The organism is Malaciobacter mytili LMG 24559 (genome assembly GCF_003346775.1).
Lineage (GTDB): Bacteria > Campylobacterota > Campylobacteria > Campylobacterales > Arcobacteraceae > Malaciobacter > Malaciobacter mytili.
Genome location: NZ_CP031219.1, coordinates 1,916,268 through 1,942,170, shown reverse-complemented (window position 1 = coordinate 1,942,170; position 25,903 = coordinate 1,916,268). Strand labels below are relative to the sequence as shown.

12 protein-coding genes are annotated in these 25,903 nt (G+C 25.6%); 7 read left to right on the top strand and 5 right to left on the bottom strand.

Features of this window, described 5'->3' with window-relative positions:
* Positions 1-16: 16 nt before the first annotated feature.
* From AMYT_RS09470 to AMYT_RS09455, 4 genes are all read right to left on the bottom strand, one after another.
* On the bottom strand, positions 17-2,194 hold the full coding sequence (locus AMYT_RS09470) for a heavy metal translocating P-type ATPase (RefSeq protein WP_114842309.1): 2,178 nt from the start codon (positions 2,192-2,194) through the stop codon (positions 17-19).
* A gap of 2 nt (positions 2,195-2,196) precedes the next feature.
* Complete coding sequence (locus tag AMYT_RS09465) at positions 2,197-2,574, bottom strand: ArsR/SmtB family transcription factor (protein ID WP_114842308.1); 378 nt, start codon at positions 2,572-2,574, stop codon at positions 2,197-2,199.
* Positions 2,555-2,761 carry a heavy-metal-associated domain-containing protein gene (locus AMYT_RS09460; protein ID WP_114842307.1) on the bottom strand — a complete coding sequence of 69 codons (207 nt, stop codon included), beginning with the start codon at positions 2,759-2,761 and terminating at the stop codon, positions 2,555-2,557. The genes AMYT_RS09465 and AMYT_RS09460 overlap by 20 nt, the downstream gene beginning before the upstream one ends.
* Positions 2,762-3,032: 271 nt before the next feature.
* On the bottom strand, positions 3,033-3,884 hold the full coding sequence (locus tag AMYT_RS09455; protein ID WP_114842306.1) for a hypothetical protein: 852 nt from the start codon (positions 3,882-3,884) through the stop codon (positions 3,033-3,035).
* Positions 3,885-4,081: 197 nt separating this feature from the next.
* Here AMYT_RS09455 and AMYT_RS09450 point away from each other — a divergent pair, with 197 nt between their 5' ends.
* Together AMYT_RS09450 and AMYT_RS09445 are read left to right on the top strand one after the other, a co-directional pair.
* Positions 4,082-7,291 (top strand): ankyrin repeat domain-containing protein, encoded by a 3,210-nt coding sequence (locus AMYT_RS09450; protein ID WP_114842305.1) that lies wholly within the window; start codon positions 4,082-4,084, stop codon positions 7,289-7,291.
* Entirely contained in the window at positions 7,291-10,482 is a 3,192-nt protein-coding gene (locus AMYT_RS09445; protein ID WP_114842304.1) for an ankyrin repeat domain-containing protein, read from the top strand. Before AMYT_RS09450 ends, AMYT_RS09445 begins: the two co-directional genes overlap by 1 nt.
* Positions 10,483-10,515: 33 nt before the next feature.
* On the opposite strand, the gene AMYT_RS14970 is transcribed toward AMYT_RS09445, so the two are convergent.
* A complete protein-coding gene (locus tag AMYT_RS14970; protein ID WP_162919498.1) occupies positions 10,516-10,671 on the bottom strand; it encodes a hypothetical protein in 156 nt (51 codons plus the stop codon).
* Positions 10,672-10,798: 127 nt separating this feature from the next.
* On the opposite strand from AMYT_RS14970, the gene AMYT_RS09440 reads away from it, so the two are divergent.
* The 5 genes from AMYT_RS09440 to AMYT_RS09420 all read left to right on the top strand — a co-directional run bounded on the left by AMYT_RS09440 (position 10,799) and on the right by AMYT_RS09420 (position 25,895).
* A complete protein-coding gene (locus AMYT_RS09440) occupies positions 10,799-11,296 on the top strand; it encodes a DUF2062 domain-containing protein (protein ID WP_162919497.1) in 498 nt (165 codons plus the stop codon).
* Between the two features lie 215 nt (positions 11,297-11,511).
* The gene (locus AMYT_RS09435; RefSeq protein WP_114842302.1) at positions 11,512-12,153 is read left to right on the top strand and encodes a hypothetical protein; all 642 of its coding nucleotides are present in this window, start codon (positions 11,512-11,514) and stop codon (positions 12,151-12,153) included.
* Between the two features lie 21 nt (positions 12,154-12,174).
* On the top strand, positions 12,175-12,609 hold the full coding sequence (locus AMYT_RS09430) for a hypothetical protein (RefSeq protein WP_114842301.1): 435 nt from the start codon (positions 12,175-12,177) through the stop codon (positions 12,607-12,609).
* Between the two features lie 365 nt (positions 12,610-12,974).
* Positions 12,975-13,613: a hypothetical protein gene (locus AMYT_RS09425; protein WP_114842300.1), complete on the top strand. Its 639-nt coding sequence runs from the start codon at positions 12,975-12,977 to the stop codon at positions 13,611-13,613.
* Between the two features lie 15 nt (positions 13,614-13,628).
* Positions 13,629-25,895, top strand: a complete 12,267-nt coding sequence (locus AMYT_RS09420; RefSeq protein WP_114842299.1) for an Ig-like domain-containing protein — start codon at positions 13,629-13,631, stop codon at positions 25,893-25,895.
* Positions 25,896-25,903 lie beyond the last annotated feature (8 nt).

Genomic DNA, 25,903 nt, shown 5'->3' with positions numbered 1-25,903 from the left:
AATCTTTATATAAAACTTACAATTTTTTAAATTTTAATCGTAATGAATTCAATACCACTGTAACAGAGCTAAAACTCATAGCAATCCCTGCATACATAGGTGTTAGCATAATACCCCAAAGTGGATATAAAATTCCTGCTGCAATTGGTATTCCTAATGCATTATAAATAAATGCCCAAAAGAGATTTTGTTTAATTATCTTTATTGTTTCAATAGAAAGATTTATACTTTTACTTACTGATAAAAGTTCATTATTTATTAAAATAATATCTCCGGCATCTTTACTTATATCTGCACCTGAATTTAAAGTTACTCCTATATTTGCTTGTTTGATTGAAGGGGCATCATTTATCCCATCTCCCACAAACATAACTTTTCCTTCTTCTTGCAATTTTTTAATAACTTCATATTTTTCAGTTGGAATAACTTCACTATATACTTCTGTTATATTTAATTCATTTGCAATTTTTAAAGCTGTGATTTTATTATCACCTGTTAATAAAATAGGTTTAATATTGATTTTTTTAAGATTAGATATAAGTTCATATGCTTCATCTTTTAATTTATCTTCTAAAGAAAAAGAGCCAACAGTTTGTCCATTTATAGCCACAAGAATTACCCCATTTGCTTTTTCTAACTCTTTTTTATAAATATCAATATGATTATCTAATAATTCTATATTATTTTCTTCAAGTAATTTTTTATTTCCTAAAAGAATAGTATCTTTACCAACTTTAGCTTTTATTCCTTTTCCTATTTCTATATTTATCTCATCTATTTCAAGATTCATCTTTATATTTTCATTAGCTATATAATTAACAATAGCTTTTGAAATAGGGTGCTCACTTAGTTTTTCAACTGAACCTATTAAAGGCAAATATTCTTTATTGATATTTGTATTAGTTACGCTTATTTCTCCTTTTGTTAAAGTTCCAGTTTTATCAAATACAGCAAATTTTATCTCTTTAATTATCTCTAAAATTTCTGGATTTTTAATAAGAATTCCCTCTTTTGCACCTTTACTAACAGAGCTTACAATAGCAATAGGTGTTGCTAACCCTAAGGCACAAGGACAAGAGATAATAAGTACACTAATACTTGCTAAAATTGCATTTTGTACATCTCCTAGTAGTGACCAAATTATAAAAGTTAATATTGATAAAAATATAACAGTAGGTACAAAAATATTGGCAATTTTATCTGCAAATCTACTTATAGGGATTTGTTTACTTTGAGCAGATTTTAATAAAGTTATAATTTTTGAAAGTGTTGTATCTTTTGAAAGTTTTAATACTTCAATAGTAATTATTCCATTTGTATTTAAAGTACCAGATAAAACTTCATCACCTTCTTGTTTAAAAACAGGCATAGACTCTCCTGTAATCATAGAAGTATCAATATCTGCTTTTCCTTTTATAATTTTCCCATCAGTTGCAATTTTTTCACCTGATTTAACTAATACTTTATTTCCAATTTTTAATTCATTTATCTTAACTGATTTAATATTTCCATCATCTAAAATAGTATTTGCAAATTCTGGTGTTAAAGTCATAAGTTTTTTTAAAAAATCACTTGCTTTTTGTTTTGACCTTTCTTCTAGGTATCTTCCTAATAAAACAAAACTTATAATAACAGCAGCCCCATCAAAATATAAAAACTTTAAATACTCAGGAAAAAGATTTGGCATAAATACTACTAAAGTAGAGTAAAAATAAGCTGCACTTGTTCCTAATGCAACTAATACATTCATATCATAGTTTTTATTGGCTATTGCTTTATATGAAAGTTTATAAAATCTACTACCACAATAAAATTGTATAATTGAAGCAATTACAAAAATAAGATATTTTTTAATAGACTCTTCTACTATTTGTGTAAATACTAAAATAAAGATAATAGTAGTAAGCAAGATAGAAATTGTAAAAAGATTTTTCAATTTCTTAAAAGCTAAAAATTGTGCTTCTTCAAGATGTTTTAAATCTTCTTCTACTGCATATCCTAGTAGTTCAATTTTTTCAATAAGCTTCTCTTTTGAGATTTTATTTGTATCAATAACAAATTCACCTTCACTAGAAGCAAAACTAACTTGTGAACTTTCAACACCTTCTACTTTATTTAAAAACTTTTTAATTCCATTTGAACAATTTACACAAGTCATTCCTGAAATATTTAAATTTATTTTTTCTTTTGACATAGCTATTTCTCTTTTAATATTAGATTTAAAAGCTCACGAATCTTTTCATCTTTAATATAATAAAATGACATTTTTTTATCTTTCTCAAAATCAACAATATCAAATTTTTTTAAAATTCGTAATTGATGAGAAACATGAGATTGAGGTATTTCTAATAGATTTGCTATCTCTCCTACACAAATTTCATACTTTAACAATGCATATAAAATCTTAACTCTTGTAGGATCACCTAATGCTTTAAAAATATTTGATATCTCAACTAATTTATCGTCATCTGGTAAAATCTTTCTTATATCAAAGATATAACTTATTCCTTCGCAACATGAACGAATCAATTCTTTCTTTTTTTGATTTTCCATTTTATTTCTCAATAACTTCAAATCCAAGTTCTTTTATCTCAGCTTTAAATTCTACTTCTTTTTTTTCATTTTCAATTTCAAGAGTTACTTCTCTTGGTTCTTTTTCTAGATTTACTAAAATTTCCCCAAAATTTTCCTCTAAAGATGCTTTAATCAAATTTGCACAATTTGCGCAAGCTATATTATTTACTTTAAATGTCTTTTTCATATCTAAAACCTTTCATATGATATTTGTTTCATATGAAAATTCTAACATATGTTTTATATTTTTGTCAAGTCTTTATCAAAAATAACTATAAAACTTATTTATTAAGATAAGTTTAATATATATTATTGTCTAATTAATAATATAAAATATTATTCAAAGAAGAAAAAATGAAAAAGTTTTATGAAATCTTTATCTTGACTGCCGTTACTGCTTTGATTATTACAAATATTGTTTTATTAGTTGGATTTTTAATCTATATGAAGAGTTAATTTTAGTAAGTACCATCTTTAAACCATGATTCAAAACTATCTTTATTAATGTTAGTTGAGTTGATTACTTTTTCTTTTATTATTTTATTCTTTTTATCTCTTGTATCTTGAAAAAATAGTCTAATATCACCTTCTAAAGAGTTGCTTTCATGTTCTAGTACAATTAGTTTATAGGGGCTAAAAGGAAATTCTTCTTTAAAAATCTTATCTATTTTTATTTTTAAATCTATTAGTTTTGTATCAAAACTTCCAAATTTCTTTTTAAAAGAGTCTCTAAACCACTGCTCAAATAACTCACTTTTTAACCATTCTTTTATATATTGAGGTTTTATTTGATGCATATATAAACTTCTCATATTCATTAGTTCATTTATATTTTTATCAACAATTGTTACATTAAATGCGTTTTTTATATAATCATTACTAGTAAAATTAAAACTTTGTTCTATATATATAATTTCATATTGCAAAGAGTTGTTTAGCTTTTTTAAAAGTGTATTTAGTTTTTCTTTTATCATCTCATCATTTGGAGTTGGGTTTAAATTTTCAGCTGTAAAGTCTTTATAATCCATTTGATAAAATGTATAATATTCATCATCTTTTTTTAAAACTATATCAAATTCATAATATGATTTTATTATTCCACTATCTGTAGTTCTTCTTATAGAAGATAAGCTAACTTTAGGAAAATGGTTTTTTAAGATTTTGTTTAATTTCTTTTTTGCTATAAATTCTAAAATAGGAAATCTAGAAAAAGTTACTAAGGCGTGTATATATGCAACTATAAGTGCAAAAATAGGGAAAACCTTTGTTATAAAAAAAGTAAGAATATTTATAAAAAAATTAACAATCATTTATCTTCACTACTATTTTCTTTCTTTTATAATACTATAAAGTTCTTAATAAATGGCAAAATGTATTAATAATTTACTAAAGCATAAATAATATCTTTATAAAAATTTAAGATTGAAATAATTTTATATTCATAAAAAAGTAGATAACATACAATTAAATTATAAAATTATTATTTAAAAAATATAAAAGGATTTTTATGTCATTTCTTAAAAAATTTCTAAAATTGGAAAGCCATTCTCAAGATGATACTTTAGTAGAAGCAATAAAAAACGATAACCTAAAAAAAGTTACTGCTTTACTAAATATAGAAGATATTAATAAAGAAGATGAAGATTTTAAAACACCTTTGGTATTTGCATTAAATCATTCAAGCTTAAATGTAACAAAATTTCTAATTGAAAATGGGGCAAACTTAGAAGAAACACTTGAGGGTAATTCAATAATTTCTCATCTAATAAAAGTAAATGCTAGTATAGAAATGCTTGATTATATGAGAAGTATTGGTGCAAGTACAATTTATGAATATGGGCAAAGCCCTTTAGAAATGGCAATAAAAACAGCTAGTTCTTTTGAAACTTTTAAATATATTTTTGAAAATTTTGGAACAAATATACCAGAGGGGAAAAAGTATCTTATTCATGAGATTGCAGATTCAGAAAATATAGATTTTAAAACAAAAGTAAAACTTCTTGAGCTTTTAGTAAAAGAGTATGATTTTGATATAAATGAAGATGAAAGTGAGCTACATCTTTCATCAAAACTATTTAATAAAAGAGATTTTGAGCTTTTAGCTGAGGTTATTAAACTTGGTGCTTGTGTAAACTCTGTTGCAAGTAATCTTTTAACATTTATGGGAGAGAAAAAAGTAAAAGAGTTATCTTCTCATATCTTAAAATATCCAATAAATAATCCTAAGTATATTTTAGAAATTTTAGATTTTGATACTTTTAAAGAGTATATCTTAAATACAAATAATATAAATGGCATACTTCTTTCTATTACAAAAAGCACTATGCTTCATGATAAACAAAAAATACAATTAGCTAAAATTGCCCTTGAAAAAGGTGCAAATATAAATGAACTTACAACTTCAGACCATCCTACAAATGTTTTATATACTTTTACTTCTCATTTTGATATAGGAAAAAATACTTTATATTTAGATTTTTTATTAGATAATGGTGCAAAAATTGAAGATAATGGTTTTTCTGCTTTATTTACTGCTATTATGGAAAATGATATATCTTTAGTAAAACATTTACTAAATAAAGGTGCAGATGTAAATTTTGTAAATTATTTTGATAATACAGCTATAAACTTTATTATATCTCCAAAAGCAAAGTTTAATAATGTGCAAGAAAAGATAAAAATGTTTGAACTTCTAATAGAAAATGGTTTAGATATGAATATTAAGCTTTCTCATTATCAAAACTCTGGTTCAAATTATACACCTGCAATTGAGGCTATTATTGATATATCAGAGAGTGAATTTGTAGAGTATGTTTTAGAAAAGTTTCCTAATATAGAGATAAATGATACAGTAATAAGATATGCAATAACAAGAGATATAGATATTAATGTAGCTAAGAAAATTATTGCATATAATCCATATGTAATATTTGAAAATGAAAAATATAGCAAAATAAAAGAAAAATATTATGATTCTGGAATTTTAGAACTGGCTATTGATAATGAAAAAGAAGAATTAGTAAATCATATTTTAGATACTTATAGTGATGTGAAATCTTATGGGGAACTGGTTTCTTTAGTAATAAAGGCTATTTATTCTAAGTTTAGTATTAATACTATAAAAAGAGTAATTAGTATTGACCCTGATTTAAATAGACTATATTATGTTTTTTCTGATGACCCACATTCAGAAACAACACTTATAAGATTTTTAAGAAGTTGTCATGAGTATTTAACACAAGAACAAAGAGTTGAAATTTTAAGAGAGTTAGTTAAATACAATGCTGATATTTATGCTTCTTTAACAAGACTTGAAGCAACAAAAAGTAATTTAGATAATGTTGGTATTTTAGTTCAACAAGCTTTAAATAATGTTTTTGAGCCAAAAGTATTAGAGTTTTTCCTAGAAAGTGGTTTTGATCCATATAAACCAACAGCAAATTTAAATGAATCGCAAATGCACTCTTTAATCAATAGATTTGGACAAGTTTCAGATGAGTCTTGTATTGAATATTTAGAGTTTTTTAAAGAAAAAGGTTTTAAAGTAGATTTTGAACATAAAAATGTTTTTGATACAGATATTCTTTTAGGTGCAGCTATGATGAATAGACCAAAAACTATAAAATGGTTAATAGACCATGGAGCAAATGTTCATGTTATTGGAGGTTTTGATAATTCTCCTGCTTTACATAAAGCTATTTCAAACTATGATAATACAAATCCAATGCTAAGAGCCAAAACTGTTAAAGTTTTAATAGAAGCTGGTTGTGATATAGAACAAATAGACTCAGAGCAGTTTACACCACTTATGAGTGCTGCAAATTATGGATGTTTTGAAAGTGTTAGGGTTTTATTAGAGGCTAAAGCAAACCCAAATTTCTTTAATGAAGCAGGAGAAAGTGCAGTACATAGGGCCATTTTAGGGGAGGTTAAAGCTTATGATGATAAAGAAAACTCAAATTTAGTAAGATCAAAAATCTTAGCAGTATTAAAAGATACCGGGGCAGATTTAAATCAATCTTCAAATGAAGTTCTTCCTGCTTTACATTTAAGTATTATAAGAGATAAAAAAGATATTTTTAATACTTTACTTCAATTAGATTTAGATTTAAATGCTTTAGATATGTTAGGAAGAACACCTCTTATGGTAGCAATTGCTTATGGGGATATTTATTATGTAAATAGACTTATGAGTAATAAAAAAATAAAACTTGATATAGTTGATAATAACAATGAATCTATACATTTTAGTGCTGTAATAAGAAGTGATACTTCAATGGGCTTAAAAATGCTTAAATACTTTATTGAAAAGAAGGTTCCTCTAACAAATGGAGCAGGGGGCTTTACTCTTCTTCATACAGCAGGTTATTATGCAAATTTTAAAGCTATTGATATTTTAAAAGAGTTTTTCCCTGATTTTAATATAAAAGACTCACAAGGGTTTACTCCTCTTCATTGGACGGTTTATAGTAATATAGATATAGAACAAGATTTAAGAATACAAATGATAAGAGAGCTAGTTGAAAATAAAGCTAATATAAATGAAAGACTTCCAAATGGAGAAAATGCTTTAACTTTAGCAGTATATGCAGGTTTTAAAGATGTATCAGATGAACTAATCTCTTTAGGTTGTGATATTCAAGTTGCTTTAAATACTTTAGAAAATATTGAGGGAGTCCCTTCTGAAGCTATTGAGTATTTAAAAAGTAGAATATAATGTCATTTTTAGATAAATTATTTGGAAATAAGCAAGAAAAAAAAGAAGAAGAAACTCTTTTTGAAACAACAAAAGAGTTTTTTCAAAAAGATGAAAGTATTGAAGAGCTTATAAAAACAAACTCTTTAGATGTAATAAAAACAAAACTTGATAAAACAAACTTTAGACAAGAAGATGAGTCTTTTAGAAGACCTCTATACTATGCCACAATAAATAAAAAAATAGAGGTTATTAAGTATTTATTTGAACTTGGAAGTGATTTTGAAGATGCAAAAGCTACTAATGGAAGTACAGCTATAAGTACTCTTATACTTTCAAAAGATACTAAGGTTTTAAAAACTTTTATAGAGTATGGATATAAGATAACTTCTGGAGAAACTAAAGTTATGGCAATGGCAATAAGTAGTTGCCCTTTAGAGTTTATAAAACTTTTAATTGAACTTGATGTTCCTATGGATAGTTATACTGATAGTTTTTTTGATAATTATACTCCTTTGGAATATGCTTTAATAAATAAAAGAGAATACCCTATAATTGAAGCACTTATTGAAGCTGGTTGTCCTTTAAATGAAGAAGAAAATACTCCTTTTGTTTGTAGGCTTATATATAGCTCTTTAGAGCCAACTTTAAAAGCTAAAACTCTACATCTTCTAAAAAGATTAAATAAACTTGACTTAACACTTAAAGATACGCAAGGGGACTCTTTAATAAAACAAGCAATTACAAAAGGAGATAATAGGTCTTTAAAAGAACTAATTATTTTAGGTGCAGATTTTAGTGAATATCCTCATCAAATAAAAAAAATGTTAAGTGTAAAAGACTTAGAAGATATAGCAACTGAAATCAATAAAGAAAATAGAGATATTTCTGAGTTTTTATCTTTATTACCCTCTTTAAATATTCAAAATTATATAGAACAAAGTAAAGATTTAACTAATATAGATATAGTTTATCAAATATCTATAAATGCAAGAATTGATGAAAAAAGTAAAATACAACTACTAACAAGTGCCTTGGCTAAAGGTGCAAATATAGAAACTACTCCAGAAGATAAAAACAATGTCTTATATCTTTTAACAAAAGACTTATTTATAGGTAAGGATTTAAGTGTAGTTAAATTTTTACTTGAAAATGGTGCAAAGATAGAATATAATGGTTTTTCTGCTTTATTTTATGCTATTACTAATTATAATCTTCCTTTAATAGAGTTACTTTTAGAATATAATGCTGATGTAAACTTTGTAGATAAATTAAATGAAGGTGTAATAAACTATTTTTATAAAGAAAATGCTACTTTAAATACTATTGCTAAAAAAAGGGAAATTTTCCAACTTTTACTAACTTATAAACTTGATTTAAATACAAAAGTATCTTATACAGAAAAAGTTGAAGAAGAGTTTGTCTCTTTTTTCACTATTTTTATTTTAGAAAATGAGCTTCGAATTTTGCAGTATATTTTAGATAATAAAGAGATTTATATTAGTGATGAAGAGTCTATATATTTTGCTATAAAAAATCTTTCAAAAGATGAACTTTTAAAAAAGATTATTGCAATAAATCCTTATTATGAAAGAAAAAATTATTATAAAAAAGCAAACTCAAATGCAACAGTTTTAGCCTTAGCTTTAGAGTATCTTCTTGAACATATGATTGAATATCTTTTAGATACCTATAAAGAGTTTAAAGCTTACAATGAAACACACCCAATTCTTTTAGAAGTTTTTCATAGCTATTTTTCTTTAGAGTTAGTAACTAGACTTATACAAACAGACCCTAATATAAATAGATATTATACTTTTGAAGATGAATATAAACAAACATATGAAGCTACGCTACTACTTCAAACAGTAAAACTAGCTTCAAATGTAAATACTCAAAATAGATACTTTAAAATAATAAAAGCTTTATTGCAAAATGGTGCAGATATAAATGCTACTGTTAAATTATCTCATAAAAATAAAAGCCTTCCAAAAGAGAGTAGTATTTTTGTACAAGCAGTAAATCTTAATAAAATAAATAAAGAACTTTATGATTTATTTTATGAATATGGGGGAAGTTTAATTAAACCTATTAGTTTAAGTTTTAATGAAATGCCTATACATACAATACTTCAAAATCATTTAAAAAATGATGAGGTTGCTGTTGAATATTTAGAGTATTGTTGGCAAAAACAACCTTTTGATATTTTGTATAAAAACAATCTTGATACGGATATCTTTTTAGGTGCAGCTATGAATTGCTTGCCAAAAGCTTTAAAATATTTAGTTAATAAAGGTGCAAATATCCATATTGTTGGAGGTTTTGATAACTCTCCTGCTTTACATAAAGCTATATCAAATTATCAAAATATAGATACTTTACAAAGAGTACAAACTGTACAAACTCTATTAGACTTAGGAGTTAGTCTTGAGCAGTTTGATAATAAACAAATGACTCCTTTAATGTGTGCCGCATATGTGGGAACTACACAAGTGGTAAAAGAGCTTATAAAATATAAAGCAGATGTTAATAATCTAAATGAAAATAATGAAACAGCTATTCATCAAGCAGTTCTTGGAAAATATAGTTATGATTTAAACTTTAGATTTGAAACTACAAAAAGTAAAATTATTGCTGATTTAGTAGAAGCAGGGGCAAATATAAATATAGTAAGTAAAGCAGGAGCAAGTGCTTTAATCTACTCTATTTCTTCAAATTATAGGGAGATTTTTGATACTTTATTAAATCTTAATGCCAATATAAATCTTCCTTGTGATGCTGGATATTTACCTTTATATTATGCAATTCTTCAAAAAGACCAATATTTTATAAATATGCTTTATAAAACAGGAAAACTAGAAGTTAATAAAGTAAATAAGTTTAATTTTACAGTTTTACATCAACTTTTAGAAGTAAACTTACATAATAAAATCTTTGAAGAGATGCTAGAAACTCTTACTTCTATGAACTTTGATATAAACTATCATATGCAAATAGAACCGGCTTTATTAATGTATGTAAAAACTATGGATTTTATAGGGGAGAGACAAGTAGGATTTGTAGCAACTAAAAAGAAACCAAAAGAAGCAGATGATGAAAAAGCTAAACTTTTTATCAAATATAATGCTGATGTAAAGCTTTGCTTAGAAATTGCCAAAAAACAAAAAGAGCCTTTAGATATTATAGAGTATTTAGAAGAGTTACAAGTTTAAAAAGAATAAAGAAGATAATAGTATAAAAATAGCTTACATTTTAAGTGTTTCAGCACTACATAAAAGTTTTTTTGTTTTAGCAACCCTAAAACACTTTTTACAATAAAATTTAGGTTTTTTTATATTTTTAATTATCTCTTCTTTAAAAGATTCATAGTCACTTTTTTTTATTTTACATAGTTTTTGCATTTTATCTCCTTTTTCTAATCATAAAATAAGCTGGATATAAAAAGTATAAATTTTATATATTAGTTTTCTTTATAAATAAATATTACTTTTTTTTTGATACAATTCATAAACCAAAAAAAGGATGCTTTTGCCAAGAAAAAAGCTAAAAAAGATACTACCAACACATCAAAAGATACAAGAACAAAAGTTTTTAAAAATCTTTGGAAATCTTTTATATAAAAAGGGGCTTTGGAGTCTTTCAAGAAGAAAAGTTATTCTTGGTGTATTTATAGGTATTTTTGTAGCTTGTCTTCCTATGCCATTTCAAATGGTTTTAGCAACACTTTTAGCAATAGTTTTTAATGCAAATCTGCCAATTAGTTTTCTTTTAATATTTATAAGCAATCCTTTGACTATGCCACCTCTTTTTTATTTTGAATATCAGTTAGGAAAACTTATCTTTCAACCTTCTTCTGCTATTGAGTTTAGTTTTGATTCAATGTATGAAAATTTTGACCAAATAGCTTTATGTTTATGGATAGGAGCTTTTACTTTAGGTGTTTTTTCTGCTTTTATCTCTATGTATAGTGTAAATATACTTTGGATAAGAAGTGTTAGAAAAAGTAGAAGAAATAAAAACTACTAATTTTTAAACTTCTACTTTTAGAAAATATATAAAAACTTTTTAAATTTTTTAAAAATTACTTTTATAAAAAACAATTAGTAACTATCTATATTATCTACCTTTGATTAGACAATAAAATAAATTATTTTTAAGTAAACTTTAAGAATAATGGGAGTTAAATTACAGAAGTGTAATAATAATGTATTGAGTTATTATTTATTAAAAAGAGAGAATATATGAATAAAGAAGAAATAGTATCTAATGATTTTCTATTTGAGATAGAAGATAAAATATATTTAATAACACAAATATTTATAGTTATTTTAGGTAGTACTTTATTATTGTTATTATTGTCTTCATATAATTATAATTTAGAAAAGATATTTGATAGTGGAAGATTAGGAAGATTAGTAATAGTATTTAGTATCCCTATGTACATATACTATATTATAAAAACTTTATATTATATTTTAATACAAAAAAGAAAAACTATAAAATTTTATCCAACATATATTTTACTATCAAATAATACATCAATAATTTTAAAAGATATAAAAAAGATATATAAAGTAAAATTGAATCTATTAATTGGTTTAAGTAAAAAAAATAGTGCATCAAAGAGTAAAAAGTTGTTGTATTTATTTGCTCTACCATTTGTCTTAATTGGATGGTTTTTACTTTTATGTTGTGCATTGATTTTATACAAAAAAAAGTATATTGATAATTTAATGTTTACAAATAATAAAAATGAAAGATTTGCAGGAATTGGATATAGATTAATGAATGAAAAAGAGCAACGCAAAGTTACATTGTATTTTGAAAAATATTTAAATATAAATATTGATGAAATAGAACAAAAATTAGTCTTTTTAACTTAAGTATTGTAAGTGAGGTGTAAAATGGAAAAAAAGCAAGATACATTGGAATTTCAAATTGGTATAACAGCACAAAAAGAGGATAGTGATAATAGCACTAAAGAAAACAATAGTACTGAAAACAATAGTAATACTATAATAAAAAATGACTCTATGGATATTACAGACTCTTCTAATTCTGAAAAGCTTTTTAAAATTGCAATAGCCACACCTGATGTAGCAGTAGAAATGCTAACTGAACATCTTGAAAAAAATAATCATATAAATTTAAAAAATATACCTCACGTTCCTAAAAATCTATTATTAAAAATTAGCTTTTTACCTATTTCATCGTTACAAAGAAAAAATTTTTATTCATTTACAAAAGTAAACTCATATAAAATTTTATCTTCAAGCCTTGAACTAGAAAAAAATATAAAATTTAATAATAGATTTTATGATGAAATAAAGGTAGCATAATAAGCTCTTTTAACTAAAAGAGGTAAAAAACTGATGATTATATTGGCTTTAAAAAAACTAAACAATAAACTTAATTACTAATGTGTTTAAAAAAATATAGATTTTATAAATAAAAAAGTATAAATAAAAACTAATATTGCATAATTTTAAAAAAAATTCTTAAAAATTACTTTTATAAAAAACAATCAAACCAATTACTATTTCCCCTTTGGCTTTATTAAATAATAACGATTATTAAAATAAATACACACAAATCAAATAATATATAAGGTTATTTTTAAGTAAACTTTAAGAATAAAGGGAGTTAAATTAGAGAAGTGTAATAATAATGTATTGAGTTATTATTTATTAAAAAGAGAGAATATATGAATAAAGAAGAAATAGTATCTAATGATTTTCTATTTGAGATAGAAGATAAAATATATTTAATAACACAAATGTTTATGGTTGTTTTAGGTAGTAGTTTATTATTAGTTGTATTTTATTTGTATGACTATAGTTTAGAAAAGATATTTGATAGTGGAAGATTAGGAAGATTAACAGTAATGCTTACTATACCATATTATGTTTATTGTATATTAAAACTTCTATTTTACGTATTAGTCCAAAAAAGAAAAACTATAAAATTTTATCCAACATATATTTTAATCTCATCAAATAAAACTTCAATAATTTTAAAAGATATAAAAAAGATGTATAAACTAAAATTTAATTTTCTTTGTGGAAAAGGAGAACATTTAGAGGGATTAAAAAAATTATATTTACTAACATTTTTTTTTATACCTAGTATTATATTGTCATTTTTAAGTTTATATATCCCCTATCAAAAAATTTCCATAATAAATTTTGTATTTATAAATAATAAAGATGAAAAATTTGGTGGAATAGCCTATGGTTTATTAAGTTTGGAAGAACAAAGTAAAGTAAAGGAGTATATTCAAAAATATTTAAATATAAATATTGATGAAATAGAACAAAGATTAATTTTATTACCAGCAAAATAGTAAAAGAGGTGTAAAATGGAAAAAAAGCAAGATACATTGGAATTTCAAATTGGTATAACAGCACAAAAAGAGGATAGTGATAATAGCACTAAAGAAAACAATAGTACTGAAAATAATAGTAATACTATAATAAAAAATGACTCTATGGATATTACAGACTCTTCTAATTCTGAAAAGCTTTTTAAAATTGCAATAGCCACACCTGATGTAGCAGTAGAAATGCTAACTGAACATCTTGAAAAAAATAATCATATAGATGCAAAAGATATCCCAAATATTACTAAACTATTTACTAATACCAAAGCAGGTGCAGTAACTGCTGTCTTAGAATGGGATAATTCAAAAAGTGTAGATGATAATATTGCTCATATATCAGGAACTCTTTTACAAGATTTTGCAGAGGGTGCTGCTGGTATTGCACTTGTTTCAAGCTTAGCTCCTATAACAGCTCTATTTGGTATTCCAGCCTTTGGAGTAGTTTTTTTTGGATTTGCTGCAGGAATAGGAATAGGTTATGCATTGGATAAAGCAGGGATAGATGCAGGAGCCTTTACAGAAAAAGTCTATAATTATGCCCAAGATTTTCAGTCTACATATGATTTAGAAACTCAAAGATTTGAGCAGTTAAAAGAAAGTAATCTTGAAGCTTATAATAATATGGTTCAAAGTGGAGTTTATCCCCAAAATACACCAGTATGGAATAAGCATATAAATGAACTAACAAAAGATTTATATACAAGAAAAGCTGAAAATTTAAAAAGTACAATAAACTATGAGAATAATGAAATAATAGATGAAAATAATAGTTTGTCTCAAATAGCTCAAAAAAATGGTCTTACAGAAAAACAACTGCTTGATTATAATAATTTAAAAGTAAAAGAAGATGATTATAATAATATCCAAGATGGAACAAAAATAGCAATACCAAATAAGCCCGATGTAAATGAGGGAGTGACAGTATTTACAGATGATAAAGGTAATCAAAAAATCATAGTAGAAGATAACTCGGGTAAAACAAAAGTATTTTATTATAATGCAGAAGATTATTCTCTTTTAGAAATTGATGGAAATGAACAAATATATAATAGAGTAAATGCAGATGGAAGTGTAACAACACAAAAATTAGGAATAGGTAATATAGAAGTAAAAGATAGTAGTAATGTAGCAGAAGGTGTAATAGTAAAAAATATATCAGACACTAATTATGAACTAGTATATGATTCAAACTCTAATATTCATCCAAATACACAACTTGATGTTTTATTAAGACAAAAAACAAATAGTAATTTGCCATTAAAAGATTTAGCAATAGCAAATGGCTATGTGGATGAAGCAGAACTAAGAGAAGCTTTTGCAAATGGAAAGACAATAATTACTCCAACAAAACAAATTATTTCAAAAGATACAAATACAACAGAATATAATATGGGAGAAAATAAAGTAACAAAATTAAGTTTCAATGAAAATAGTGAAGCAGTAATTGATACGCAAATATCAAATTCAATAGAAACTCCAATTTTTGAAAAAAATATTCCTTCAATAGATAATGGTAACTATATTTTAAATGACCAGGTAATATCTTTAAAAGAAGGTCAAACAATTTCCCATATCGCTCAAAATACTCCTTTTTCTTCAATAGAATTACTAGAATATAATAATTTAACATTAGAAGACGCAAAAAACTTGCCAGTAGGGTATAAAGTTTTAGTTCCCAAAGAAAAAGCAGTAGAAATAGAAAGTGAAAATGGAGTAATAAAACTATTTAAAAACCCTGATGATACCTTTACACTTAGAGTGCCAGATGAAAATAATAATAAAACAAATATAACATATGATGAAAATAGTGATTTATTAATCTATGGAGATAAAACAAACCCAAATAAGATAACTTTCACACAAGATGGAATATATGAAGTATGGGAAAAAGATAGTAAAGGAATAATGTATCAAAAAGAGGTATCAACAGATGAATTTGAGATTTCATATAAAATGCAAGATGGGAAAAAAGTATTAGAAAATATAGAGATAAAAAAAGATAATGTAGAAATAGAAAAACTAGCAAAATATACAGACTTTTCAAAAGAAGAACTAAAAGAGTTCAATCATCTAAATGGTGATACCGTTTCAAAAAATATTAACTTCCAAGTACCAATATCAAAACAAGAAATAGAGGGTGGATATGGAGAAATAGCACAATATACAACGCAAGATGGGAATCATATCTTTATTGTACCAAACTCTGATGGGTCTAAAGTAACCTATGCTACTTTTACTGATGGTTTTAATGAAAAGGGAGCTTATGAAATAAATAGTGATGGTTCTATAAATGTAAACTTTGAAGATAGAGTAATTATTGCAAATAAAGATGGATACTATTTTGACTCATATGGGTTTGAAGATAAAGTAGATATTTCTTATAAAAGATTGGAAAATGGTAATTTCGAAGTAAGCTCACTAGTGGCAAAACAAGATATAAATTTAGATAGCTTTAATAATACAAATTTAAAAAAAGAAAATATTGCTTTTGTAAATAGTTTAGATGGTAGTGGAAAAATCTTAGCAGGACAATCACTAATCATGCCAAAAGGTGATGCAAAATATATTTCAAGTGCTTATGGTACTGTAAAGCTAATGCAAACACAAGATGGGAACTATGTGGCAGAAGTTCCCAATGAAGATGGAACTACTTCTAAATACTTTACAACAAAAGATTTAGTATATGAACATAATCTAGATACAAATGAACAAACAATTTCTATACAAAAAGATACAGAAGTAAGACCAGTTGCAACTTGGAATGATGTTGGAAAAACAGCGATAAATCAAATAGGAAGTTTAATAATCGCAAATAATAGTGATTTTTCAAATATAGATAAAATAGTTGTAGGTACAAGTGTAGGAGTAATAGCTGATTTAGCTACTTATAATAACGATATAGCAGTTAAAGATGTGGGAGCCTCTTCTTGGAAAAATTTGGCAGGTTCAGTTGTCTCTTTTGCCTTATCTTCATACTTTGCAAAAAATGATAATATTTCAGATATTTTAGGTATGGATGGGACACTTATAGGTGACCTTGCTGATTTTACACTTTCATATGCAGCCTCTACTGCTATAACAAATTTTGCAACTGGACAGAGTATAAATTTTGATTTTGCTAGTGCAATAGGTGGATTTATTGGTTCAAAAATAGGATATGCAATTGCAGAGAGTTGGATAGATACAAAAGAAGAATCAATGGGGGCTTCTATTGGTAGTGCAATAGGTGCAATGGCTGGTACTACAATGGCAACGACAGGTGGTGCACTTGCTTCACAATTTGCAACTTTTGGTTCTGCTGCTGGTCCAATAGGTGCGTTAATTGGAGCCATAATAGGAGTAATAGTAGGTAGTTTACTAGGAGGATTATTTGGAGGGACACCACCACCTCCAACAGCAGAAGCAAAACTGGAGTTTGATGAAGAGACACAAACTTATAATCTAGTCTTTAGTGATAGTGATGATGGTGGAAATGAAGAAGCTATGATAAATATAGGTAATTCATTTGCACAACAATTAACAAATATCTTTAATTTACCAGGAGGACAACTAGTAGATGCTAGTTTAATGCCAGATATAAATATCAGTCAATTTAAGAAAAAAATATTTATAAATGGTTATAAAGGAAGTTTTAGTACTGCAAAAGAGACAATGGCACATGCTTTAAGTGTTGAAATACCATTTATAAATGTAGAAAATGGGAACCCTTATATCCTAAGAGCAATGCATAGAACAAATGAGAAGTTTTTAGAAGGAAATCCAGATGATGAAAGTGGAAGAGTAGATTTGGATTTATTGTATAAAAATATAAAAATTGCTCAAGAATATAGTGATTATAAAAATGAAGTAAATATTATCATAGATAGTAATGGAAAAATAATCACAGATAAAAAAATACTTCAAGAGATAAATGAAGAGTACCATCAAATATCAAAACTAGAAGATGAAACTGAAAAAAATAGAGTTCTTGATGAATTTTTAAAAAAATATAGTTTTAAAAACTATAAAACATATGTGGATGAGATACTAAAAGAAGTAACAAATGAAGATATACAAAACTACTATACACAAAAAGAGCAATTAGAAAAAAGTTTTGATGAAAAGATAGAAGAAGTAAATAAAAAACTACAAGAAAATCAAATAGCTTTAGAAAAAGTAAATAAACAACTAGAAGAGTATCAAGAAAGACAAAAAGAGGGTAATTTATCTTTAAAAAAACAACAAAAAATGCTAAACCTTCAAACTCAAAAAAATATCTATGAAGAAGAGATTGCTTTACAAAAAGAGCAAATTGAACAAATAAAAGAAGAAAAAGCAACTGCAATTTTAGAATTTAATAATAAGCACTATAAAGAAATAGAAGCAATACATTGGCAAGAGGTATTTTCTATTGCTGAAGAGTTGAGATTAGAAGAGCAACATTATAGTGAAGATTTTAATAAACTAAATAGTGAAATAGCAAAATATAATTATGAGATACATAAAGAAAATGATGAATTATTAGATGTGGATGTAAATGACTATCTAAATCAAATAGCTAAAAAAATGATAAATATTTATCTAAAAGAAGAAAGTGAAAGTGTACTTGCTTTAAATAAAGAAGATGAAATAAATATTAATGAACCATCAAAAGAAGAGGCATTAGAGATTTTAAAAGAGTTAGGATATGACTTAAATTTAGGATATTTAAACTATACAAATAGTTTAGATGTAAATGTAAAAGCCCAATCTTATGAAGAGTTTCTAAAAAATCCTAAAGCTTTAAAATATAGCTTTTTAGAAAAAGTAGAAATTTTTGCAAAAAGATTTGAAGAGTTATTAGAACTTGCAAATATTCCTAATCCTTATGAAAACTTTACTATAAGTGAAGATGCTTTTTCTTTTGCTGGAAAAAGTTTAAATGATTTGCAGTTTGAATTAAAAGAAGGTAAATTAATAATTACTACTTTTGATAAGGATTTAGAAGCACAAAAAGCACAAGAAAACTCAAAAGAGTTTGTAATTTCAAACTGGGAAAAATGGGATAAAACAAATACACATATAGACCTGCCAAATGGAACAAAAGTGAACCTTCAAGCCTTACTTGAATTGATAAAAGTAGAAGAAAATGGTGGAAAAATAGATGTAAATGAAGCTTTTAAAACTCTACTTTTAGAAGATGAAGCTTTAGCTAAATATGTAAATGAATTTGAAGATAAAAATATCTATTTGGATACTTCTTTAGATGATAAGATTACCGCATATTATGGAGATAATCTAATTGTTTCATCAAAAGGTAATGATACAATTGTTACAGGTAGTGGAGATGACTATATTCTTGTACAAGATGGTAAAAAAAATATTGATACAGGATTAGGTATTGATAGTGTTTCTTATGAAAACTCAAAAAGTGGTGTATATGCAAGTTTAAATTCTAATAATAATGATGATGGTGATACTTTAAAAAATGTAGAAAATCTTAAGGGTTCAAATTTTGATGATATTTTAGTAGGAGATGATAAAGATAATACTTTAATAGGAAATAGTGGTAATGATATTTTAGAAGGAAAAGGTGGAAGTGATACCTTAGATGGAGGAGAAGGAGTTGATTTAGTAGATTATACTAATAGTGAAAACTCTTCTGTTGTAAATTTAAAAAATAACTACTCAAATGAAAATGATAAATATATAAATATAGAGGGAGTAAAAGGCTCACAAAATAATGATGTAATAGTAACAAATGATGAAAATAATATAGTTTTTGCTAATGATGGAGCTGATAATATCTCTTTGGGTGCTGGTAATGATATTGTTTATGCAGGAAAAGGAGATGATTATATTGTTTCAATAAAGGGAAATAATAAAGTTTATGCAGGTGAGGGTGATGATGTAGTAATCTTAGGTGATGGTAATGATTATATAAATACTACTGCTGGTAAAAATATAATATATGCAGGAAGTGGTAAAGATACTGTTGAATATAAAGATAATTTTGAAAACTATCAAGTTATGTTTTTAAATAATAATACTATTTTAGTAAAATCAAATGATAAAAAGATTTTAGATACTTTAGTTGATATAGAAGAGATAGCTTTTAAAAATGTAGTTTTTGAAGTGGATTATTTAAATAAACAACTAATAAAAAAAGCTGAATTTAAAAAAGAAGAAGAGATAGTTGAAGAAGAGAATGTTTTAAATGAAAATAATCCAACTTCTCAAGCCTCATCAATAGCAACAGCTGTTATGATAGGAACAGTGGCAGTGGCCCAAACAAAAGAGTCTTCAAGTGATGAAATAAGCTATTTAAGTGATGACCCAGCTTCATTAAAAGGTTTGGAGAGTATAAATAGTGAAAATAATAGTTTGGTTATCCCTATTGTAGAAACACAAAGCCCTTTATATAAAGATATTTTATTAATAAAAGAGTATAAAAAAAAGACTTTAAAACAAAAAGAGGAAATAAGTGATGATAATACTACGATATTAAATACTAATGAAAACTCTTTAGATGATAAAACAACTATCTTAAGAGAAACAAATAATAGCTCTACTCAAAGTTTTTTAAATAATATTTCTTTTCAAGATGAAGTTATTTTTCAAAAGAAAGATATACAAGAAGAAGTACAAAGAAAAATAGAAGTACAAACAATAAAAGACTTAGAACCTTTAACTTCAGCTTTAGTAAAACTAAATAAAACAATAATAAATGAAGATGAAATATTTTTTGATTTTGATATATCAAACCCAAATGCTGATAGTTCTTTAGAAGTTATATTTGAAGGCTTACCTGAAGGGTTTAACCTAAGTTCAGGAGAAAAAAGAGTAGATGGTAATTGGTATTTAACTCAAAATGATTTAGTTAATTTATCTTTGATTCCTCAAAAAGATAATTCTGATGATTTTACAATAAGTATAAAAGCAATAGTTAGAGATACAAATGGAAGAATAATAACTACACAAATAAGTGAAAAAATCACAATTATTGCAGTTGCAGATACACCAAACTTGTCTTTAGAAGATAGTGAAAAAGAGATTTTAGAAGATACTATTTTGCCTATAAATATAAATAGTTCTTTAGTAGATACATTAGATGGAGTAGATGGAAAAGAAAGACTTCTTATTTCTTTGGAAAATATTCCTAAAGATGCTACTTTAAATAAAGGGAAAAAAGATAGTGATGGAATATGGTATCTAACAAAAGATGAATTAAAAGGTTTAGAATTAACTACACAACTTCATAGTGATGAAGACTTTACTATAAAAGTAACTGCTTATGCAATTGAGAGTGAAAATAATAGTATAGCAACTATAAGTGAAGAGTTAAAAGTAATAGTAAATGCTGTAGCAGATACTGCTATTTTAGAAGTAACAAATACACAAGGAGATGAAGATACTGCTATAAATTTAGATATAAAATCAGCTTTAGTTGATATAGATGGAAGTGAAGTTTTAAGTATAAAAATAGAAAATATTCCAAGTGATGCTACTTTAAATAAAGGAGAAAAAGATGAAAATGGAATATGGCATCTAGAAGCGAAAGATTTAAATTTTCTTACAATTACACCAAAAACACATGATGCAACAGACTTTACTATAAAAGTAACAGCACTTACAAAAGAAAATGAAAATAATAGTATTGCTCAAATCTCAAAAGAATTAGAAGTAAAAGTTAATGCAGTTGCAGATAATGTAGAATTAAATCTTTTTCAAAAAACTACTAGTGGGATGGATTGTGTAGTAAGTGTAACAGAAGATCCAGGGTTTGCTTATATAGATATTGCTTCAGAGTTTATAGATAAAGATGGAAGTGAAAGCTTATATTACCTAATAGAAGGATTGCCCCAAGGGACAAGCTTAACAGCAGGAGAAGAACAAAGTGATGGTTCTTGGAAACTTTTACCTACGCAATTAGAAGAGTTAAGTATAAATTTAGTCGAAAATAGTGATGAAAACTTTACTTTAAAAGTAACAGCAGTTACAACAGAAGCAGAAAATACTCATCAAACATTTACCTCAAAAGATGTAGAAGTAAGAATTCAATCAGAAGCAGATTTTGCAAATTTGGAAGTATCAGATACAAAAGGGTATCAAAATAGTTTTATACCACTTGATATAAAAAGTTCATTAACAGATACAGATGGAAGTGAAACTTTAGAAATAGTAATAGAACAAGTTCCTTTAAATGCAGTTTTAAATAAAGGATTAAAAGATAGTGAAGGTAATTGGCATTTAACAGTAGAAGAATTAGAAGGTTTGAAAATAAGACCTGAATTTAATAGCTTAGAAGATTTTGAATTAAAAGTAAAAGCTATAACAACAGAAAAGAAAAATGCACATAAAGAAGAAAGTATTGGTTATATAAAAGTTGATATAGAATCAATTCCTACAAGTGTAAATATAACTGTAAATCCAGTAAAAGTAAATGAAGATGAAGTAGCTTTACTTGATATAGATGTAAATACAAGAAATCTAAGAGCTTCTCAAAATTTTTATTTAGAGTTAAAAATACCTTCAGAATTTAGCTTAAATAGCGGTGAAAAGCTAAATGATACAACTTGGAAAATATCTACAAGTCAATTAGATAATTTACAATTATATTCACCTTTAAATTATTCAGGTAATTTTAATATTGGAATTACTTCAGTAATAGTTGAACCAGATAATACACTAAGAAAAAGTGAGATAGAAGTAAATCTTCCTGTAGAAATTACACCTGTTGCAGATAAGAGTATTTTAGAATTAAATGATATAACTGCAAATGAAGATGACTTAATATTTTTAAATCTATCTTCAAAACTGCAAGATTTAGATGGAAGTGAAAATCTAAAATTAGAAATAAGAGGGATCCCCAATAATATAGAGTTAAATGCAGGAGAGAAAAAAGAAAATACTTGGATAATAGATGAAAAAGATATAAAAAAATTAGCTTTTATTGCTCCTGAAAACTTTTCTGGAAAATTAAATTTACAAATAAAATCAATAAGTGAAGATGGAGGGACAAGTAGAGCAGAAGTGTCTAAAAACCTTAGTATAACAATAAATGAAATTATTGATAAACCTATATTAAATGTACAAAATAGTTTTATAAAAGATAATCAAGCTTTTCTTAGTATAGATGCTTCTTTACTAGATAATGATAATAGTGAAACTTTAAGTTTATTAATAACAAATCTTCCTAACGGTTCTTCTTTAAATAAAGGAAGTTTAAATAAAGATGGAAGCTATACTTTAACAAAACAAGATTTAGAAGATTTGAAAATAGAAAATTTAAGTAGTGATGAACTATCTTTAAATATAAAAGCTATTAGTAGTACAAATACAAATAAAGAAGTAGTAGAAAAAAATATAACTCTTAGTGCTTTAGATAATGACCTTCCATACTTTCATATAAATAAAGTAGAAATCACTTCTAATACTTTAGCTTCTCAAACTTTAAATTATACAGATGCTAGTGATAATATAAATAGTGGTGGAGGAAATGATAAGATTTATTCAAAAGGTGGAAATGATACTATTTATTCAGATACTATAAGCACAGATACAAAAGCTTTAATAGAATTAAATATTGATAAAAGTATTTTAAATAATGATGAATTAATAGTTTTAAAAATTGATAATTTACCTTCAAATACTACTTCAAATAAAGGGATTTTTAAAAATGGAAGTTTATATATAAATACCCAAGATTTTGATGGAAAAATTCTTCTTACTTACCCCTCTGTAAATAATGAAAACTTAACTTTAAATGTAGTTGCAAATATAGTAAAAGAAGAGAATATAGAAACTATTTTAAAAAGTAGCTCTTTAAATATAACTTTAGAAAATATTGAAACTACAGGAAATGATTATATAGATTCTTCAAAGGGTGATGATACAATTTATAGTGAAGATAATAATGATATTATCCTTGCAAAACAGGGAAATGATACAATTTTTGCAGGAAGTGGAAATGATTATATTGAAGGTGGAAAAGGTGCAGATAGAATAGATGCAGGTAGTGGAAATGATACTATAGTTGTAGATTATGAAGATTTTCAAAGTGAAAACTTATTGGTTGAAGTAGTTAATGGTGGTGAAGGATATGATACTGTTATAGTTGATGATGTAAGAGGTATTAATTTTGATATGGGCTTAACAAATATTGAAAAGTTTATAGGCTCACAAGGCAATGATAATATTATAGGTAGTGATGGTAATGATATTATAAGAGGTAATAAAGGAACTGATACTTATTTTGCTAAAGGTGGAGATGATATAGCTTATATAGATGCTTCTGATTTAAAATCTCAAAGTGGAGATTTTATAGATATGGGTAGTGGATATGATAAGATTTATATAGATGATACACAAGATATAGTTTTTGATGTAACTTCAACAAATGCAGAAGAGATAATCTTAGGAAGTGGAAATAGTATCATTAAAAATAGTGCAAATAGTGATATTACTATTATAGGTGGTAGTGGAAATGATACTATCTTTGCTTCAAGTGGAAAAGATATTTTAGATGGAGGTGAAGGAATAGATACTATTGATTACTCAAATAGTAATCAAGGAATAAATATAAACCTAAGTACAAATACTGTATCAAAAGCATATGCTACAAATGATACTATCTCTAATTTTGAAAATGTAGTAGGTTCTTCTTATGATGATAATATAGTTGGAAATAATGAAACTAATATCTTTTATGCAACAGAAGGTAATGATACTATTGATGGACAAGCTGGAAATGATACTGTTGTTTATAATGGAAAATTAATTGAATACTTTAATGGAAAAGAAGTAAAAAATATAATTACAAACTTTAATAGTTCTGCATCAGTTATTACTCAAACAGGAATAAATGAACTTAAAAATATCTCAACTTTACAATTTGATGATTTTAATGTATATATTGATGATGTAAAAAAGAACTCTGCTTTTGTATTTGATGATAAAGTTTTTGCTACAGAAGATACTGCTTTAACCATAACAATACAAAATTTACTTTCAAATGATTTTTCTATAAAAGCAAATGATACTTTAAAAATAGTAGGTATTAAAAACTCTTTAAATGGAACAGCTACTTTAAATAAAAATGGCACAATAAATTTTAATCCTGATGAACATTATAATAGCTCTATTGATAATACCTTTGATAGAAACTCTGCACTTTATAAAGGAAAAGCAGGCTTTGAATATATAGTTGAAGATAAAGATGGTAATCAAAGCACAGCCTTTGTTGAAGTTAATGTAACCCCTGTAAATGATGCACCTATTTTAATCTCTTCTTATTTTAATAGAAATAGTTTAAATACTGGAAAAGGAAAAATTGTTGTTGATGATGTGGATTCAAATCTTGATGCTTTAAGTGTAAGTGTTGTTTCAAATTTAGCTTTTGTAACATCTTTTTATAGAGGAGAGAAATATTATGCTTTAAATGTTTCAGGTGCTACAAATATTAATGGAAGAACAGTAGAAGAAGATGGAGAGTTTTATTTTGATTATAGTGGAAGTTATTGGAAGAAAAAAGGAGATAGAGTTTTTGAGATGAAAAGCTTTGTTGCAAAAATCAGTGATGAAGGAGATTTTTTAACAGGAGAAAATGTAAAAAATCTTTTTGTACATACAGGAATAAACTATAAATATATAAAAAGAGACCCAATAGTTTTAGATTTGGATGGAGATGGAATAGAATTTGTTCAAAAATATTATGAAAAACATAATGAAGTATTAGATGGTGTTGGAAAAGATGATGCTGTACTTGTTTGGGATTATAATAAAAGTGGAACTATAGATAGTAAATTAGAAACAGATTGGAGAGTTCTTTTTGAAGATACTACAAATGATATAGAAGCCTTAAGTAAAGGGTTTGATACAAATAAAGATGGAGTATTTGATAAAAATGATAATGAATGGGAGAACTTTGCCTTGTGGCAAGATAAAAATGAAGATGGATTAGTATCTAATAATGAGTTTGTAAAAATAGAAGAGAGTAATATCTTAAAAATAAATTTAACTATTGATCAAACAAAAGAGAAAGAAGAACTAATCGAAGCCTATGCAACTTATGAAACAAAAAATAATGAAATAAACGAAATAGCAGCAACATATATAGATACAACAATGACAAAAGATAAGATGAGTGAAGAAGATATACTTATATTAAAACAAGCAATAAAACTAACAGAAGAATTAGCAAGTCAATCAAATATAAATATACAAAATGAAATAGTAGAGGATTTTAATAATAATGATGAGACTATTTATGAAAATGAAATTTTTTAAAGGATAAA